This window comes from Luteimonas sp. MC1782 (assembly GCF_014164605.1).
Lineage (GTDB): Bacteria > Pseudomonadota > Gammaproteobacteria > Xanthomonadales > Xanthomonadaceae > Luteimonas.
In genome coordinates this window covers 1313546-1330429 of the sequence record NZ_JACJFT010000001.1, presented here as the reverse complement: position 1 = coordinate 1330429, position 16884 = coordinate 1313546, and the positions used below count along the sequence as shown (strand labels likewise).

15 protein-coding genes are annotated in these 16884 nt (G+C 61.7%); 8 read left to right on the top strand and 7 right to left on the bottom strand.

All coding sequences use genetic code 11. The annotated features are described in order from the left end of the window. The first annotated feature begins 1 nt into the window (after window position 1). Both H5368_RS06200 and H5368_RS06195 read left to right on the top strand, forming a co-directional pair. A complete protein-coding gene (locus H5368_RS06200) occupies window positions 2-3754 on the top strand; it encodes a PilC/PilY family type IV pilus protein (protein ID WP_182822421.1) in 3753 nt (1250 codons plus the stop codon). Between the two features lie 3 nt (window positions 3755-3757). Next, window positions 3758-4168, top strand: a complete 411-nt coding sequence (locus H5368_RS06195) for a type IV pilin protein (RefSeq protein WP_182822419.1) — start codon at window positions 3758-3760, stop codon at window positions 4166-4168. Window positions 4169-4198: 30 nt separating this feature from the next. Here the strand turns inward: H5368_RS06195 and H5368_RS06190 are convergent, their stop codons facing one another. The 4 genes from H5368_RS06190 to H5368_RS06175 all read right to left on the bottom strand — a co-directional run bounded on the left by H5368_RS06190 (window position 4199) and on the right by H5368_RS06175 (window position 8191). Next, on the bottom strand, window positions 4199-4726 hold the full coding sequence (locus H5368_RS06190; protein WP_182822416.1) for a GspH/FimT family pseudopilin: 528 nt from the start codon (window positions 4724-4726) through the stop codon (window positions 4199-4201). Between the two features lie 220 nt (window positions 4727-4946). Next, window positions 4947-5219 (bottom strand): hypothetical protein, encoded by a 273-nt coding sequence (locus H5368_RS06185; RefSeq protein ID WP_182822414.1) that lies wholly within the window; start codon window positions 5217-5219, stop codon window positions 4947-4949. Window positions 5220-5268: 49 nt separating this feature from the next. Further along, window positions 5269-6960 (bottom strand): AarF/UbiB family protein, encoded by a 1692-nt coding sequence (locus tag H5368_RS06180; RefSeq protein WP_255486358.1) that lies wholly within the window; start codon window positions 6958-6960, stop codon window positions 5269-5271. A gap of 67 nt (window positions 6961-7027) precedes the next feature. Beyond that, window positions 7028-8191 (bottom strand): zinc-dependent alcohol dehydrogenase, encoded by a 1164-nt coding sequence (locus tag H5368_RS06175; protein ID WP_182822410.1) that lies wholly within the window; start codon window positions 8189-8191, stop codon window positions 7028-7030. 213 nt (window positions 8192-8404) lie between these two features. Between H5368_RS06175 and H5368_RS06170 the strand changes: the two genes are divergently transcribed. Next, entirely contained in the window at window positions 8405-8920 is a 516-nt protein-coding gene (locus H5368_RS06170; protein WP_182823816.1) for a ferritin-like domain-containing protein, read from the top strand. A 139-nt stretch (window positions 8921-9059) separates the two neighbouring features. On the opposite strand, the gene xth is transcribed toward H5368_RS06170, so the two are convergent. Next, the gene (gene xth, locus H5368_RS06165; RefSeq protein WP_182822408.1) at window positions 9060-9857 is read right to left on the bottom strand and encodes an exodeoxyribonuclease III; all 798 of its coding nucleotides are present in this window, start codon (window positions 9855-9857) and stop codon (window positions 9060-9062) included. A 418-nt stretch (window positions 9858-10275) separates the two neighbouring features. Between xth and H5368_RS06160 the strand changes: the two genes are divergently transcribed. After that, a complete protein-coding gene (locus tag H5368_RS06160; protein ID WP_182822407.1) occupies window positions 10276-11481 on the top strand; it encodes a site-specific integrase in 1206 nt (401 codons plus the stop codon). Window positions 11482-11568: 87 nt separating this feature from the next. Here H5368_RS06160 and H5368_RS06155 read toward each other — a convergent pair whose 3' ends face one another. Together H5368_RS06155 and H5368_RS06145 are read right to left on the bottom strand one after the other, a co-directional pair. Beyond that, complete coding sequence (locus tag H5368_RS06155; protein WP_182822405.1) at window positions 11569-12549, bottom strand: reverse transcriptase family protein; 981 nt, start codon at window positions 12547-12549, stop codon at window positions 11569-11571. Window positions 12550-12870: 321 nt separating this feature from the next. Beyond that, complete coding sequence (locus H5368_RS06145) at window positions 12871-13104, bottom strand: hypothetical protein (protein ID WP_182822401.1); 234 nt, start codon at window positions 13102-13104, stop codon at window positions 12871-12873. A gap of 519 nt (window positions 13105-13623) precedes the next feature. Between H5368_RS06145 and H5368_RS06140 the strand changes: the two genes are divergently transcribed. From H5368_RS06140 to H5368_RS06125, 4 genes are all read left to right on the top strand, one after another. Then, window positions 13624-14187 carry a recombinase family protein gene (locus H5368_RS06140; RefSeq protein WP_182822399.1) on the top strand — a complete coding sequence of 188 codons (564 nt, stop codon included), beginning with the start codon at window positions 13624-13626 and terminating at the stop codon, window positions 14185-14187. Continuing rightward, window positions 14184-14999, top strand: coding sequence for a hypothetical protein (locus H5368_RS06135; protein WP_182822397.1), 816 nt, complete (start codon window positions 14184-14186; stop codon window positions 14997-14999). The genes H5368_RS06140 and H5368_RS06135 overlap by 4 nt, the downstream gene beginning before the upstream one ends. An 88-nt stretch (window positions 15000-15087) precedes the next feature. Then, window positions 15088-15543, top strand: a complete 456-nt coding sequence (locus H5368_RS06130; protein ID WP_182822395.1) for a hypothetical protein — start codon at window positions 15088-15090, stop codon at window positions 15541-15543. Beyond that, the gene (locus H5368_RS06125) at window positions 15533-16624 is read left to right on the top strand and encodes a DNA-primase RepB domain-containing protein (protein ID WP_182822393.1); all 1092 of its coding nucleotides are present in this window, start codon (window positions 15533-15535) and stop codon (window positions 16622-16624) included. Before H5368_RS06130 ends, H5368_RS06125 begins: the two co-directional genes overlap by 11 nt. Window positions 16625-16884 lie beyond the last annotated feature (260 nt).

The window sequence follows — 16884 nt, the reverse complement described above, 5'->3', positions numbered from 1 at the left end:
CATGAACAACGTGCAGACGATTCGGCGGGACAGCAGGACGCCTCCAAACCAGCGACGCTGGTGGGCCGCGCCGTCGGCGTTCCTCGCCACGATGTTGGCTCTACCGGTGCAGGCGGCGCTGGATATTCCCAACGATCCGTTGACGACGGGGGCGCGCGTGCCTCCGAATGTCCTCTTCATCCTGGATGACTCGGGGTCAATGGCGTTCGATGCTATGCCGGCGGACAGCATTGGCACGGATTGGAAGAATCGTACGTACGTGCACAACTCGGTCTACTACAATCCGGCTAAGACCTATTTGCCATGGATAGGTGCGAATGGCGAGCCGCTGTCAGGCGGAACGTCCTACACCAGCGCGTACGGGAGTTTCAATCTCGTCGGCGGCAGCACCATCAATCTTGGAAATTCGAGTAGCTGCGCCAGATTCAACAAGAACAACACACCGGCTGATACCGACGAGTTCTGGTCGGGAGCTACGGAAGTTTGCGGGGGCGTGCAAACTTACTACGTCCCCAGAAACATGGCGGGCGACCTTTCCGCCCAAGCGAACTATTACCGATATCAGATCGCGGATGCCAGTGCAGATGTCGTCCGCGCGGAATACGGTCAGAAACAGACGACGGAGACCATACTCGTCCAAGGCGTCGCGACATATAACGGGACATTGACAACGAATACTACGGCACAGCTGCATCTTTCTCCCGTTTCGCCTGACGGCGTACTGACCATCTCGATTCGAAATACGACGGGCTCTGGTAACCCCCGCATCATTGGCTATGAAGTATATGGGCCTGATGACAGTCGGGTGTGCAATGGTACGGTGGCTAGAGGCATAACCGTGACGTGCCCAGTTTCACCCAGCGCGGACGGCATCTATCGGGTGGAACTCGAACGACAAAGCGCAAACGATATGGCGTACAGGGTGTCCGCTCAACTCGTTACCACAAAGAGCTGTGACGGCACCACGAACGGTAACGGTTGGATCAATTGCACGTCCGCGACGCCCACCGGTCGAAGCATCGCTGCCGAAAAGACCAATTACGCCACTTGGTTTTCCTATCACCGAACCCGCATGAAGGCTGCGAAAGCGGGAGCCAGCGCAGCGTTCAGCGAGCTTGGCAGCAATGTGCGCGTTGGGTTCCGGACAATCTGGCAGCGCAACGGCAGCCAGACGTCGGGCAACTGGCCGCGACAGAACGTGCCGATCCCGGTGGAGTACAACGACGGCCTGTTCGATGATGTCACAGCGGGGGGAGCCACTATCGACAATCGAAGCAAGTGGTATAACCGTCTGCATGGTGCCATTGGTCAGAACGGCACGCCGCTGCACGGCGCCTTGTACCAGGCCGGGCAATATTTCAGCAGTAACGCAGTAACGGGCCCTTATGGACCCCAGAGCGGCACAGACCAGCTTGCATGCCGTCAGAATTTTTCCATATTGACGACGGATGGTTACTGGAATGACTGGAGTAACTACGCGTCTGGCGTTCGGGTGGGCAACTCGGACGGAGCGAGCGGTACGCAAATCACCGAGCCGAGTACTGGCGCATCGTTCACCTACAGTCCCGGTGCGCCGTACTCCGATTCACATGGCGGAGCGGATGGAACGCTTGCCGACGTGGCAATGCACTATTGGAAGCGTGACCTTCGCGCGGACATGCGCAATATCGTCCCGACGACTGGTGCGAACCCCGCGTTCTGGCAGCACATGGTGACGTTCGGCTTGAGCATTGGATTGTCGGGGAACACGGGATTCACCAGCGTTGGCGACGTGCCGACTGGTTTCACCGGCTGGCCTGATCCGATGCCGACGGCAAATGCTACCCGTATCGATGACCTGCTGCATGCCGCGGTGAATTCAAGAGGTACCTTTGTAGCGGCATCGGATCCCGATGAGTTCACGAGTGGCCTGCAGGCTGCACTTGCTGCCATTGTGGAGCGCACGGGTTCTTTCTCGAACGTGGCAGCCAACTCGACTGCCATCGATACTGGAACGCGTGTATTCCAGGCGAACTACGTCTCCAGCGTCTGGACTGGCGAACTCAGGTCGCAGCCCGTGACGATTCCTGCGGGCGTTGCGAACGTGGATTGTTCGGGTACTGGCCAGCCCGCAAATGGTTGGTGTGCGTCCAAGGGCATCCCGACGTCGGCGCGCAAGATATTTACTTCAAACGGCCACAACAACGGCAATCCGCTTTCGCCGGTGGTCACCAGCGGGACGACGGGACTGGCGTTTCCGTCAGCTGCTACGACCGCCCAGCTCGCCAGCCTGAACCGGCCCGGCCCGACGATCTCGTACCCTGTGACGGGCGCGCAGAACGCTGCCTACATTGCGGGCGCGCGGACGCTTGAGCTGAGCCAGGGCGGCAACTTGCGCAATCGCAACCACCTGTTGGGCGATATCGTCGGTTCTTCGCCCGCCTATGTGCAGGAGACAAACACGATATATGTGGGCGCGAACGACGGCATGCTGCATGCCATCAACGCCACCAACGGCAACGAGCTGTTCACGTTCATCCCCGGCATCATCGACTGGGCAGCGTTGGGAACCCTGAGCCGCCCGGATTACGCACATCGCTACTTTGTCGATGGGGCGATCGTGGTCACCACTCGGCAGCAGACGCCGAACGAGAACATCCTGATTGGCGCGCTGGGCAAGGGTGGAAAGGGTCTCTTCGCCCTGGATGTCACCACGCCGGGAACGTTTGGCACCTCGGACTTCAAGTGGGAGCGGGCGGAAACCGCCGGTGGCCATATGGGTCTTGTGCAGGGCCGGCCGATTCTCTCGAAGGTGTCTGGCGGAACAAACGCTGTAGTAATTGGTAACGGCGTGAACAGCGCCAGCAACAAAGCCGCATTGATCGTGCTCGACGTCGACACCGGTGACGTCATCCGCGAGATCGATACGGGCGTCGGGTCCGCGACGCTCTTGAACGGCCTGTCGGCGCCGACTGGCGTGCTGGGCCCCGATGGCAGGACGCTCAAGTACGTGTATGCCGGTGACATGCTCGGCAACCTGTGGAAATTCGACCTGAGCGCCACCAGCCCGGCCTCATGGTCGGCAACCAGGTTGTTCACAGCCACTGACTCGTCGGGCAATGCGCAGCCGATCAGCGGCGGTGTGACCGTGGCCACGCACCCCACGACCAACAAGCGGTGGCTGTTCTTCGGGACCGGTCGCTACCTGACGACGGGGGACGTGAGCAGCACGGCCGTGCAGGGGATGTACGGGTTCATGGAGCACACTGTCGCGCTCACCCGCGAGGACCTCACTGAGCGCACCGTCACTGCCACCGGAACCACGTCGAATGGTTATCCGGTGCGGTCGTTCGAGGCCCGCGGGCCGCTGCCTACGGGCTCGCATGGCTGGTTCATCGACCTGCCTGCAAGCGGCGAACGCATGGTGCAGGATCCCCAGGTCGTTTCAAGGTTCCTCATCACCGCAACGATGATCCCCAGCGGAGACGCGTGCGAATCGGATGGCTCGGGCTATGTGAATGCCTTGGATGCCTTCACCGGGACCAGTGCGGGGGGATCTTACTTCGACCTGGACCGCGATGGTGATACGAACGATGAGACCCTTGGCAACCTGCCCGTGGGTTCGGTGAACCTCGGCGTAGGCATGCCGACTCTGCCAAACCTGCTGCGTGGCATGCTGGTCGTCGGCGGGTCGAGCGGTTCGGGTCTGGGTTCGCCGCTGACGCTTCAGCCGCGGTGGGATCGCGCGTCCTGGCGCGAAATCAGGGGGGACTGAGCCATGAATCGGAACAACGGACAGCGCCCGTTCGCGGGTCACGCTCGCGGCTTCACCTTGATTGAGCTGATGGTTGTCGTAGCCATCATGGGCATCATCGCGTCCATCGCACTGCCCAGTTACAACGAGCATGTGCGCAAGACCCGGCGCGCAGCCGGCGGCGCGTGCGCGATGGCGGTGGCGCAGCAGATGGAGCGGTGGTACACCGCGAATCTGACGTACGTCGGGGCCGTCGCAAACACGACGACCTGCCAGGACAGCGCCCTGGACTACTACGCAATCAACACCAATCTGGCCGCAAGGACTTACACGATCAGCGCGGTGCCCAGTGGAAGCCATTCAGGCGACGCCTGCGGGACCTTGACTGTCAATCAGGCGGGTGCCAAGGGCGCTGGTGGCGCGAACTGCTGGTAGCCGCGCGGCGGAGTGCCAACGACGGCCTGGTCAGTCCAGACAGGCCGTTCCTGCCGGCCCGCGTTCGATACGTGGCCGGCCGACATTGTTCACGATGACCGCACCCAGGCGCTGCCCCTGCCGGTCGCAGATGTTGATGGTCAGGTTGGTGCCGGCGCTCCGCCCGTCAGGCAGATAACGCAGGTGTGTTCGTCCGGAACTGTAAAGACGCAAGTTCCGGTTCCCCGGCGAGAGATCGATATGCAGCAGGTCGGATGCCACGATCGGCCTGAGCTGTTTGTCCCGGCTGATGAAGATCATCCAACCGTTGGTCCAGTCCCCGCCAGGCAGGCAATGTTCGCCATCGACAGTCGGGCAAAGCACAGTGGGATGGCGGTATTTGACCGCAGCAAGGCGGGCGTGGCTCATCTGGCTGACCAGCGACGACATCGCCGCAGCCGTGCGCTGGTGCTCAAGGAAGGCAGTGAGCGAAGGCAACCCGATAGCGGCCAAGGCTGACAGAACAGAGAGCGAAACCACGGCTTCGATCAGGGTGAAGCCTGCAACCTTGCGAGTCATCGATCCTCCACATCCCGGCGTCCATGCCGGGCAGGAGCAGCATCGATGACATGCGACGCGGTGCAAATCGGGCCTCGCAGAGTTCCGGCGTCGGTGAACTCCGAAGCGGCTTGAGGGCTACACGATCGAGCGTTGTTCTTGCCTCGCAATTGAATTGCTTTTCACCGAGGGGCAAGCTGACGACTCCCGCATGCTTGCGTTGCAGGGAGGTCGAGCATCACTACCGGTGCCCATCACTGCGCCGCCGCCACCAGAGGCTCGTCTGCCCGCCAAGTGCGGTCGCAAGAATGCAACTGTTGGTCACGATGAACACCAGGTTGTCGACCATCACGCTGTAGACGATGAATCCGATAGACGCCGCGCTCTGGCCGATGAACAACCAGCGCGACACCCCGCGTGCATCCGGGTCGCGCATCTGCGCGGCGATCTGGCGAATCAGAGTGGCCAGCAGGATCGCCGATGCCGCCCAGCCCACGATGTCGGGTGACATCAATCCGCTCCCTCTGCAGGGCCGGATGCCGACGGACCGGTCGCCGCATCGCTCACGTACGGGGCCCTCGCTCACCGCGATCCTGCGACCTGTGATCACTGAACAACGCACTGGCCACGATGCCAAGCCCCAGCGCCGACGCGAGCAGGAACATTCCCATCGCGATCGCGGGATAACCGAACAACCGCGGCCCCACCACATCGCCACGCATGAGCGTGGCACTCGCCATGATCAGCGCGGCGATGATCACCCCGGTGGCGACGCGGTTGGCGATCTTCTGCAGGTTCTCGGTCAGCCGCGACTCCTGCAATCCCGTCAACCGCACCTGCATCTTGTTCTCGGCGAGCAGTGACAGCAGGGTCGACACCCGCCTTGGGGCGTCCTGCAGCAACGCCTGCATCTCCATCGCTTCGCTGGCCAGGCTCGCGGGCGAGAACGACTTGCGCAGTCGTTCGCGCAGCATCTGCTGCAGGTGGCCTTCGACCACCTGGCGCATGTCGAGTTTGGGGTCCAACGCACGGCACACGCCTTCGAGGTGCAGCAGGGTCTTGCCGAGGTGCTGCAGTTCCGGAGGCGTGCGCAGGCCGCAGTCCGCGCCGATGCGTGCCAGCTCCAGCATCAGCCAGCCTTCGGTCATGGTCTTGGAGCCATGCGCGGCGTAGCGCGCCACCAGTTGGCCGATCTCGCGGACGTAGCGGTCCTCGTCGAAGTCCTCGAGGCGCACGCCGAGCGCGATCGATTCTTCGGCCACTTCCTCGCCACTGCCGTCGACCGCGGAGAACAGCAGCTTCAGCAGGCGGGCACGCTGCTTGGGCGGCACGTGGGCGACCATGCCGAGGTCGAAGATCGCGAGGCGCTGGTCGTCGGTAACCAGCATGTTGCCGGGGTGCGGGTCGGCGTGGATCTCGCCGTGCACGAAGGTCTGGTCAAGGTAGCCGCGCACCAGGGCGTCGGCCAGGGGCTGGTAGTCGTTCTCGGTGCGGCGCAGGCCGCCCAGTGCGGTGACCTTGGTGCCGCGCACCAGGTCCATGGTCAGCACGCGGCCGGTGGTGAGGTCCCAGACGGGCTGCGGCACGAGCAGCAGGGGATAGGCTTCGAAGTGTTTGCCGAAGCGTTCCAGGTTGTCGGCCTCGATCCGGTAGTCGAGCTCGGCCAGCAGGGTCTTGCGGAACTCGCGGACCCAATCGGCGAAGTGCAGGCGGCGGCCGATGCGCGTGACGAAGTCCGCGCGCGCCGCGATGCCGGCGAGGATGTCGAGGTCGCGGCGGATCTCGGCCTCCACGTCCGGGCGCTGCACTTTGACCGCCACCTCGCGGCCGTCGTTCATCACCGCGCGGTGCACCTGCGCGATCGACGCGTTGCCCAGCGGCTGCTCGTCGAACTCGGCGAACAGCTTGCCGAGGCGCACGCCGAGCTCCGCTTCGACCACGCCGCGCACCGTGTCGAACGGGATCGGGCTCACCTCGTCCTGCATGCGCTCAAGCGCGGGCAGGTAGGCGGGCAGCACCATGTCGGGGCGGGTGGAGAGTGCCTGACCGAGCTTGATGAAGGTGGGCCCGAGGGCTTCAAGGTCGCGGACGAACGTTTCCGGACCGGTGTCGGTGTCGGCATCATCGGCCGGGTCGGTCGCGGTTGGCGATGGATCGGCATCGGCGCTGGCGAAGATGCCGGCGCGTCGGTATTTCATCAGGAAACCGAGGATGCGCGCGCTGCGCGCCAGGCTGCCGCTGGAGGGTTCGTTCATGGGCGCTACGCTAGCGTCCGCGGCGTCAAGGCGGTGCTCACGCGCGGGCGCGCGTACCGGGCAGGTTCTAGGGGACAAGCACCACCTTGCGGCAGTCGTCATGCTTCTCGTCGAACATGACGTAGGCCTCGGCGGCATCCGCCAGCTTCATGCGGTGCGAAATGATCACCTCCGGCGACAGCCGCCCTTCGCCGACATGCTCCAGCAGCTCCGGCATGAATTTCTGCACGTGGGTCTGGCCCATCTTGAAGGTCAGGCCCTTGTCGAACGCGTCGCCGAACATGAAGGCATGGATGAAGCCGGCATAGACGCCGGGGACGCTGACGGTGCCGCAGCGACGCGTGGCGGCGATGGCCTGGCGCAGCACGAAGCCGCTGCCGCCCTCGATCTTCAGCGTGGCCAGCACGGTTTCGGTCTTGCTGCCCTTGGCCTCGAAGCCGACGGCATCGATCGTCGCGTCCACCCCGCGCCCGGCCGTCTGCGACACGATGACTTCGGCCGGATCGTCGACCTTGTCGAAGTTGATCGGGATGACGCCGTAGGTACGGCGCGCGAACTCGAGGCGGAAGTCGTGGTGGTCGACCATGAAGATGGTCTCGGCACCCAGCATGCGCGCGCAGGCGGCGGCCATCAGGCCCACCGGACCGGCGCCGAAGATGGCGACGGTCGAGCCCTCGCCGATGCCGGCATTCAACACCGCCTGGTAACCCGTGGGCAGGATGTCGGACAGGAACAGGACCTGTTCGTCGGAGAGCACGTCGGGCACCTTGATCGGGCCGACATCGCCGTGCGGCACACGCACGTATTCGGCTTGTCCGCCCGGAACGCCGCCATAGAGGTTGCTGAAGCCGAACAGCGCCGCCGGGGGGCGGATGCCCTTCTGGTTGAGCGCAGCGCCCTTGCCGATGTTGGTGGTTTCGCAGGCGGAGTGTTCCTGCAACAGGCAGTGGAAACACTGTCCACAGGCGATGACGAAGGGTACGACGACCCGGTCGCCGGGCTGCAGCGCGCTTACTCCAGAGCCCACCTCTTCGACGATGCCCATGAACTCGTGGCCGAAGATGTCGCCAGACTCCACGCCAGGGACCTTGCCGCGATACAGGTGCAGGTCGGACCCGCAGATCGCGGTTGCGGTGACGCGCAGCAGGATGTCCCTGGCGTCGACGATTGTGGGGTCGGCGACGGTCTCGACGCGTACGTCCTTGGCGCCGTGATAGGTGAGCGCTTGCATGGGAACTCCGGCGGCGTGGGGGAGCCCGGAGTGTGCTCGTGTGACGGCGCACGGGCCCGTGAAAAAAGCGTGCATCCGCCAGGGGTTTTTTCCTGAATAGCGTTGTCGGAAAGCGGCGTCGCCAATCTTTCACATCCGGCGCATGACCGCGGTCCTAGCGTGGTCCGGGCAACTGGCAACGAAATCCATGCCCCCACTCCGGAGATCGAGAAGATGGCTGTCAAGACCCTTGAAGACCTGTTCGTGCATGCGCTTTCCGACATGTACAACGCCGAGAAGCAGTTGACCAAGGCATTGCCGAAGATGGCGAAGGCCGCCGCGAATCCGAAGCTCGCGGATGCGTTCACGACGCATCTCGGCGAAACCGAAGGTCAGATCGAACGCATCGACCGCGTCGTCGAGCTGCTTGAGATCAAGCTCAAGCGCATCAAGTGTGCCGCCATGGAAGGCCTGGTCGAGGAAGGCAAGGAGGCGATCGACGAGGTGGAAGAGGGCCCGGTGCGCGATGCCGCGCTCATCAACGCCGCGCAGAAGGTCGAGCACTACGAGATCGCGAGCTACGGCACGCTGTGTGCGCTCGGCAAGCAGCTGGGCTACACGGACGCGGTGAAGCTCCTGCACGAAACCTTGGCCGAGGAGAAAGCGACGGACGAGAAACTCAGCATCCTTGCCGAGGGCGAGACCAACCGCGACGCGGGCCAGGCGCCGGCGAAGAAGGCCAGCAAGTAGTCGCAGCCTGCGTCGGCGAGCTCGCGGACCATGCGGCAGGACTGCCCCCCATGCAGCCCGGCCTGCCGCGGAACTCTCGGAGCAGCACCCCGAAGCGATCAGCGTGCTGGATTGCGCGCGTGCCCAAGGCACGGCGCGCTCACCGGGTGGCCGCGATCTCGACCCAGGTGGGCGCATGGTCGCTGGCTTTCTCCTGCAGCCTCACCCAGCGGTCCACGCCGGCACCTTTCAGCCGCTTGGCCAGCACGGGATTGAGCAACAGGTGGTCGATGCGCAGGCCTCGATCGCGCTCGGCGTGCTGGCGGAAATAATCCCAGAAGGTGTAGATCCGCCGGTCGCCATGCACGTGCCGCAGGCTGTCGGTCCAGCCCTGTTCGAGCAGTGCGACATACGCCGCGCGAGTCCCGGGCTGGATCAGTGCGTCCTTGCGCCAGGCCTTGGCGTCATAGACGTCGTCGTCGGTCGGGATCACGTTGAAGTCGCCGATGATGGCGACGGGGTGCGGCAGCCCGACCAGGGTCCGCGCATGGCGGGCCAGCCGTGCCATCCATTCCAGCTTGTAGTCGAACTTCGGGCCGGGCTGCGGGTTGCCGTTGGGCAGGTAGATACCGGCCACCACGATGCCGTGCACCGCCGCTTCGATGTAGCGGCTCTGCTCATCGTCAGGATCACCCGGGAGACCGCGCCGGCTCTCGACAGGCATCGTGTCGCGGCCGAGCAGCGCCACCCCGTTCCACGAGCGCTGGCCCTGCCAGATCGCGCCGTAGCCGGCCTTCTCCAGCGCGTCCACGGGAAAGGCGTCGTCAAACGCCTTCAATTCCTGCAGCGCCACGACGTCGGGCTTTTCCTTGTCGAGCCACTCGAGCAGGTGCGGCAGCCGTGTGCCGATGCCGTTGACGTTGAATGTGGCCAGCTTCAGGGTCTTGCCGCGCGGCATGGTGCTTCCTCGGTCCGACGTACGATCACACCGCCGCGCGCACGCGGCCGGAGTGGTGTGGATACCTTGGGATCAGGGTCATCGCGGTGAAGTGAAGCATCCGCCTGGGCGGGACTCAGGGGCTGGAGTGGACGCAGCCGGAACGCGGCGGACGATGGTCCGCGCAAGCAACAGAAAGAATGGCGCCCGAAGTTGGACTCGAACCAACGACCCCCTGATTAACAGTTGCTTCACTCTTCAATTTATCGCCGTGGCCCTCTGATTTCGACGGTCCTAAACCCTTGAAGTCGCAGGATTTGAGTGTCCCTACGGTTACAGTCACGGTCGCTGCAATGGAGCCGAGTTGCCGCAGGGCGCCCCCACAGTGTCCCCACAGATTCGGCTTCTATGTTGGTAGGACGTGTCTGGGGCAGGGTGAATGGCAAAGGCAAAATTTACAGCGCGCATGATTGAGGAAGCCGGACGCGGGGAGTACTGGGATTCCGATGTAACAGGCTTCAAGGTGATTGTCACCCGCGCGGGGCGCAAGTCCTTCGCTATAGAAGGTCGGCTACATGGCAGGAAGGTGAAGCACACCTTCAGTCGTGTTGGGACGATGACGCTCGAACAGGCTCGGAGGCGAGCCAAAGAGCTTCTGTTTGAAATCGTGCAGGGTCGTGACCCTGCTGCCACGGCACTTGCCGCGCGGCGGGAATGGACTTTGAAAGAGCTGGTACGCGAGTACAAGACCGGATACTTCCCGAGCCTGCGGCCTGCAACCCAGCAGCACTACACCGACCACTTCGACCGCTTCATTCTGCCGGAGATGGGGAAGCGCAAGGTTTCTGATATCGCGGCTGCGGATGCCTTGCGACTGTTCCGCTCTGTCGAGACTCGCTGTAGAAGGGTTGATGGGGAAAAAGTCGTCCGGTCCGGAAAGACGACCGCCAACAGGGTTATTGCCACACTGTCGAGCTTACTTAGTGAGTCGGTCAGGCTGGGGCTGAGAACCGATAACCCGTGCAGAGCGGTTCGGCGCAATCAAGAATCGAAGCGGGAAAGGTATCTGTCCGACGACGAGACTGCTCGCCTGCTAGCGGCTTGCGATGCCTCCCCCCATTTGGTCCCGGCAAATCTGATTCGGCTTCTCGTCTTCACCGGCGCAAGGAAGGGCGAAACGCTCGCCGCGAAGTGGAGCGAATTCGACCTTGCCCACGGCATTTGGACGAAGCCGAGTCACCACACTAAACAGAACCGTACACATACCGTGCCGTTGTCACAGGCTGCCTTGGCGCTCCTACGCGACATGCGGCAGGAAGCCGAGCGGGCGGGGGCCGAAGAGTGGCTGTTTCCCGGGGCGCGGACTGGCAGAAGGCTGGTTAGCCCTAAGCGGGCTGTTAGGAGGATTTTCGAACAGGCAGCTCTCACGAGTGACGTGTGCTTACATACGCTCAGGCATAGCTTCGCAGCTCGGGTGGTCTCGTCAGGGCACGGGTTGCACGCTACTGGAAAGCTATTGGGTCATACGCAGGCCGCGACCACTCACCGCTATGCCCACCTTGAGCATGACACGCAACGGCGAGCACTTGCCGACTCGGACCAGCTGTTGAACGCGGCAGTATCTGTGCTGATTTCTAGGACCTAGCCGCTCGAAGACTCGTTGCTTGGGAAAACGGTCAAGAGCAATGCTGCACCACGGGAACCTCAACAGTGGCGCAGTGTGGCGGTGACTTCACGGGGCAATGGCTGAAGTTTGACCATCACTGAGTTGCTGTCGAAGGCTGGCAATGCGGCCCTTCAGCGCAGCCCCGATTACGGGATGGAACTGCGCTAGTCGCACCACCCTGCCGGCGACGCGGTTCAGCTCGGTGGCGAAGGTATCCTCGACATCCCCAGCTGCGAAGCGTGCCTCCAATTGAAATACGGCCGTCCGAATCGCCTTTCGGTCGTTCGGTGGAAGAGCGGGACGGCGGTTAACCACCAACTTTGTCGCGAGCATTCGACCATCGCCGCGCCAAATCTCTTGCTTCCCGCGTTTCGCCTGCATTCCGGCTCCGCGCATCATCCCGTAGATTTGCGCAATGCACCAACTAAGCTCTGGGTTCAGCAAGGCGCGACGAGAAGAAATCGTAATGTCGTCAACGTACCGAGAATAGGCGATTCCGTTCAATTCAAGCTGTTGCTGAAGGATTGGCTCCTTTTTCCAGAAGGCCAAGTTGGCCAAGTACGAGCTGGTCACCGCTCCCTGCGGGAGGCTACCGTTTTTGGTAGTGAGAACAGCTAGCATCTGGGCCACCTCCGGTGAGAATCCGAAGAAGCCTGTCCAGATGGATTCGACCAAGAGGCGAGATGTGCTCGGAAAGAACGATGCAACGTCTTCACAGACAACAACCTTGGCGCCAGCATGAATCGCGGCATTGCGGCGAGCGTCGCGCCCCTTGATGCTGCCCGTTAGGTACGTTGGAAATTGAACCGGCGCCAGCAGACGTGCTTGTATGCGCCTCTGAACATTTTTGAGCAACGGCAACGCATCGTAGGGCTGCCTTATGCTGCCGTCAGCCTTCACTATTGGCTTCGCGAGACGGTACTGGCTATCCGTAACGCTCGCCACGTGCTCAAGCTCTATGCGCGAAATCTGTAAGGCTGCTGATAGCGCATCTAAGCTACCGATTGGCCGGTGCGGATACTCAGGCCGCTTGGGCGGGTTCTTCATTCAGCAGGTCCAACGCCGTCATTGCAAGCTGTCCTGCAAGTTCCTTGTTGATACCTGAGAGTTCGCCCTTGTCCGCGCCTAGGAAGAATAGGATTTCTAGCGGGACACGAAGTGCGTCCGCAATACTCTGGATTGTCGAAAGCGTCGGGTCTCGCTTCGAATTCTCAAGCATCGAAAGGTAGGAAACCGAACAACCAGCTAGTCGGGCCAACTTGGCCTGACTTAGCTGGCGTCTGATTCGGCACATTTGTATTGCGCCGCCTAGGCTCATTGCACCACTCCAAAACTGAAAGGCTTGTTGTGTCGTTTGCCTGTCCCAAGTCAGCTCATCAAGTCAGTGATATTCGTAACAACACGAATCACTTCAGCGACAATTTTCAGCGCCCTCACTCCCCAATCGACAGGGCTTTCGCTTACTGAACAATCGCAGCCCTTTTCAAGCGCGGCGATTACTGCTTCGAGTTCAACGATGACACGAGTATCGAGTTGGCTTTGATACACATCGCGGAGCCTCTTCAGCACGGCGATGCTGTTCTCTTTCGTGTGGTCGTCCATCTGGACAAATCCTTCAATCCGGGCACATGCCCGCCGTCGTTAGCAAGTAGCCGGAAGGAGCCAACCCGATACAACAAGCCAATCACCATTCGACGCTGCAAAGACGCCGTCATACGCCGTCATAACCCGACGTGGACGATGTCCTAGACACGAAACGCCAAGACCTAGGTCCGACCAACGTGACGCGGCAAAAAGCCCCACTCATGGACAGTGAAGCGACCCCAACTACAAGGCCGATTAGCTAGCTACTGCTACCGAAACTGAAGAAACACCGCACTACAGGAACTCAACCGAGCGGTATCACTCGGCCTGATGACAAGGTACGAGGCTCTGTTCATGAAGTCAAGATATTTTCACTGACAGTGAACATGGTCCAGCGCCATCGCAGCGGCCCTCGGGCGGAGCCGATGTGGTGCGTCTCGATTTGTATAGGTTCCGGAACGCCGCCCTGAGGGTCCCATAAACCATTCCAAAATGATATAATCTCAATCCCTTAGGAGTTCTGGGACGCCACCTGCCATGCCTGAAGTCGTCGGCTACGCCCGTGTAAGTAGCGCAGGTCAATCTCTAGATGTGCAGCTAGAGAAACTAGCTGGGGCCGGATGCAGTCGCGTCTTCAAGGAGAAACGGTCCGGGCGGCAGGCAGAGAACCGGCCGGAGTTGCAGGCTTGCCTCTCCTACGTGCGCGAGGGCGACACGCTGGTGGTAAGTCGCCTCGACCGCGCAGCACGGTCCGTCCTGGACTTGGCGAAGATGGCGGACTTACTCCGTCGGAAAGGAGTGACCCTCCGCGTGCTCGACCAAGGGCTGGACACGTCCACGTCGGAGGGCAAGCTGATGTTCAACCTGCTCGGCTCATTTGCCGAATTCGAGGCAGAAATTAGGCGAGAGAGAGCCGCTGACGGCGTGGCGCTCGCGAAGCAGAAGGGCATCAAGTTCGGGCGGCGGAATGCGTTGAACGCGGAGCAGGCCCGAACCTTGCGGCGGCTCCACGCCGACGAGGGCTTCAGCATCGCCCAGCTTCAGGACCGCTTCCATGTGGGGCGAAGTACTGTTTACCGAGCCTTGCAGGTCTGCGAATGACGGCCGGCGAGCTGACGCGAAAACCTTCTCACCTGCGACCATGGGTTTGGGCGCAGTATCGACGCCTCATTTCAGCACGCGACCCTTGGGAATCCGAGCTGTTGCATCCGCCGCATTGGGTGCATTCAAAGATTATGAGCGACCACAAGTGCGATATTGTCTGGAAGGCCATAGAGCGGCGCTGCCCAGAGGCGTGCCAAATCCCTGCCGAACAGGAAACTCGCTCGTATGTCCTCGATGAGGTGCTCGGAGCAGCGCTATCGGCGTGGGCAGGGCCTCGCTCCAAGTACGAGGCAGCCACCGTCACTGAGCGAGAGAGAATCGGCAATCGCGTGGCCCAGTTGGCCGAGGAACTGATAGCTGAGCTGGAAGTGATGCGTGCCATCGACGGTACTCACGGAATTCCCGACGAGATTACCGATGCCTTTGCTCGCCGAATGATGGCCGCCAGCCGGTACGGGGACCGCCACGGTGCGAACCCTTTGCCTACCGACCCGGCGCGTGCGAAATCTGCAATCTACTGGCGCTCGATTGGCTTCCATCGAGCGGCCGCCCTGCTACCTGGTGCGCTTCGACCATTGGCTCGCGGTGCTCGTAGGTGGGCCGCGTCAATCCCGTTGGTTCGTCGCCCAGGGGGGGCAAACCCGGAAAGGCTTTATTTCATGAGGACAATGACCCGCTACTTCCGGTCGGCCTTCGGAACGCCCCTGTATGAAGCCGTGGCGGCTCTCACTTGCGCGGTCTACATCTGCAATGTGAGCGCCGACACCGTCCGCAAGGTGACCGTTGAAGGGAGCGGAGCCAATTCCTGAGAATCGGCATTTTAGCTCCGCAGACCCCATTCCATAATCACGCGACCATCTTCGTCGCCGGATAGAACCCCCCGGCACGGAGAAGAAAATGTACGACGAAGAAACGCAGAACCACCCCCGCGATTCGCAGCCCCCCAGCCCGCCTGACCGGTATTACTCAGATTCCCCACAGCAATGCATCCACGACGCGGCAGAAGCCGTCGTGGCGGCGCGCTTCCGGGACCTTGACGAGGCCAGGTTCATGCGGACCGGAGGTCATAGGCGTTACAAAGTGAAGGGCGTGGATGCACGCGTTGCGCTGGCGGCCACCGTCGCTGAGTGCTTTTACCAGAATGCGAGCGCGAAGCCCGAAGAGATTTGGTGGGCGCTTGCTAACCACGGTCTAGACCTGACCTACTTGCAGCGTGGGGCGGTGGCTTTGCTGACTCGTAAGAATGAGTTGCTTGAAGTAGTCCGCACGATTCACGCCCTCATGCCATATGTTGCACTGTTGGCCGAGCGCGGGGACGACGAGCGAACTTGCGGTGGCAGCGATGGAGGCTGACCTAACCGCTGCGCGCCCCTTCCTTGATGCGTTGGGAGGGGTGTTCACCTTTCAGACCCTGCCGGAGGCGTCGGGCGCTCCGCCGCGAATATTTGAGCCTCTGCATGGCTCGCTGGCTGAGCATCGCTCTACCCTGATGCGGCGGAACCGCCAAGGCGCATCCGTCCTTGTCATGGCGAATGAAGGTGACAGCCGGGGACGTAAGAAGGAGAACGTGACCCGCGTTAGGTGCATCTTCGTGGACCTCGATGGTTCGCCTTTGGAGCCGGTGAATGCGTCCGCAATTCGACCCTCCATGACGGTCGAGTCCTCGCCGGGGCGGTTCCATGCATATTGGCTCGTCCAAGGGATGCCGCTTCATGACTTCACTCCGGCACAACAAGCCTTGGCTGCGAGGTTCAATGGTGACACGCAGGTCTGCGACTTGCCGCGTCTCATGCGGGTACCAGGGTTCCTTCACCAAAAGAAGGAGGTTCCGTTCCAGTCAAGATTGTTGTCGTGCGAACCGGAACTGATTTGGGATTGGAAAACGCTGGCCGAGGGGCTGGATATCCCCCACAGCATGTCACTGCCGATGGTCATCCCAGAGGGTCAGAGGAATGCGCTGCTTTTCAAACTGGCCCAGGTCTCCAACCGACAGGGCATACCCAAGGATGAGCGAATTAAAAGCCTGCTTCAGGTAAACGAGCAGCGTTGCCTTCCCCCATTGCCAGAGCTAGAGGTTCGCGGGCTGGTTGAGCGCGCATACCGCGAAGTTCCCGACGGGTTCCTAAGAATTCCGCTGTGTCTATTGAAAGCGCCAGAGTTCATTGCCCTTGGGTCGGGCGAGAAGTTGCTGCTCATGCTGTCGTATCTGCACATCAGTGGGAAGCCGACGCCGGAAACCCCACTGGTTTGGAGTCAGTTCAAGCATCACTTTCAGCGCGAGAACACCTTCGAGGACTACCGCAAGAGGCTGGTAAAGAGCGGCCTTTTGGTGAAGATTAGTAATGGAAGGCCACCGGCTCCGGGAAGGAAGCCGACCCCAGCAATCTTCAGACTGGCACATACAGGGGCGGCATCCGCCCCTGCGGTAACGTGAGGTAGGGGCGGATACCGTGCTACCTGAGCTTTACGGGCTCCACCCGAGAAAAACTGAAAAGCCTCAAGTTAACTATAAGGCTCTCATTGGGTGTGCACAGCGCAACACATGCACTCCGGTTCACTGCCGCGCTCTCGGTCAGCGGAGTGCGTGCATTAGGTGCGCGTTGCACTGCGAAATCCGACATGGCGCGCGTCTAGGCCGAATGTAAGTTGGCAACACCCCAAGGTCCTATCCTGCAACCGTCCCCATAAATACTC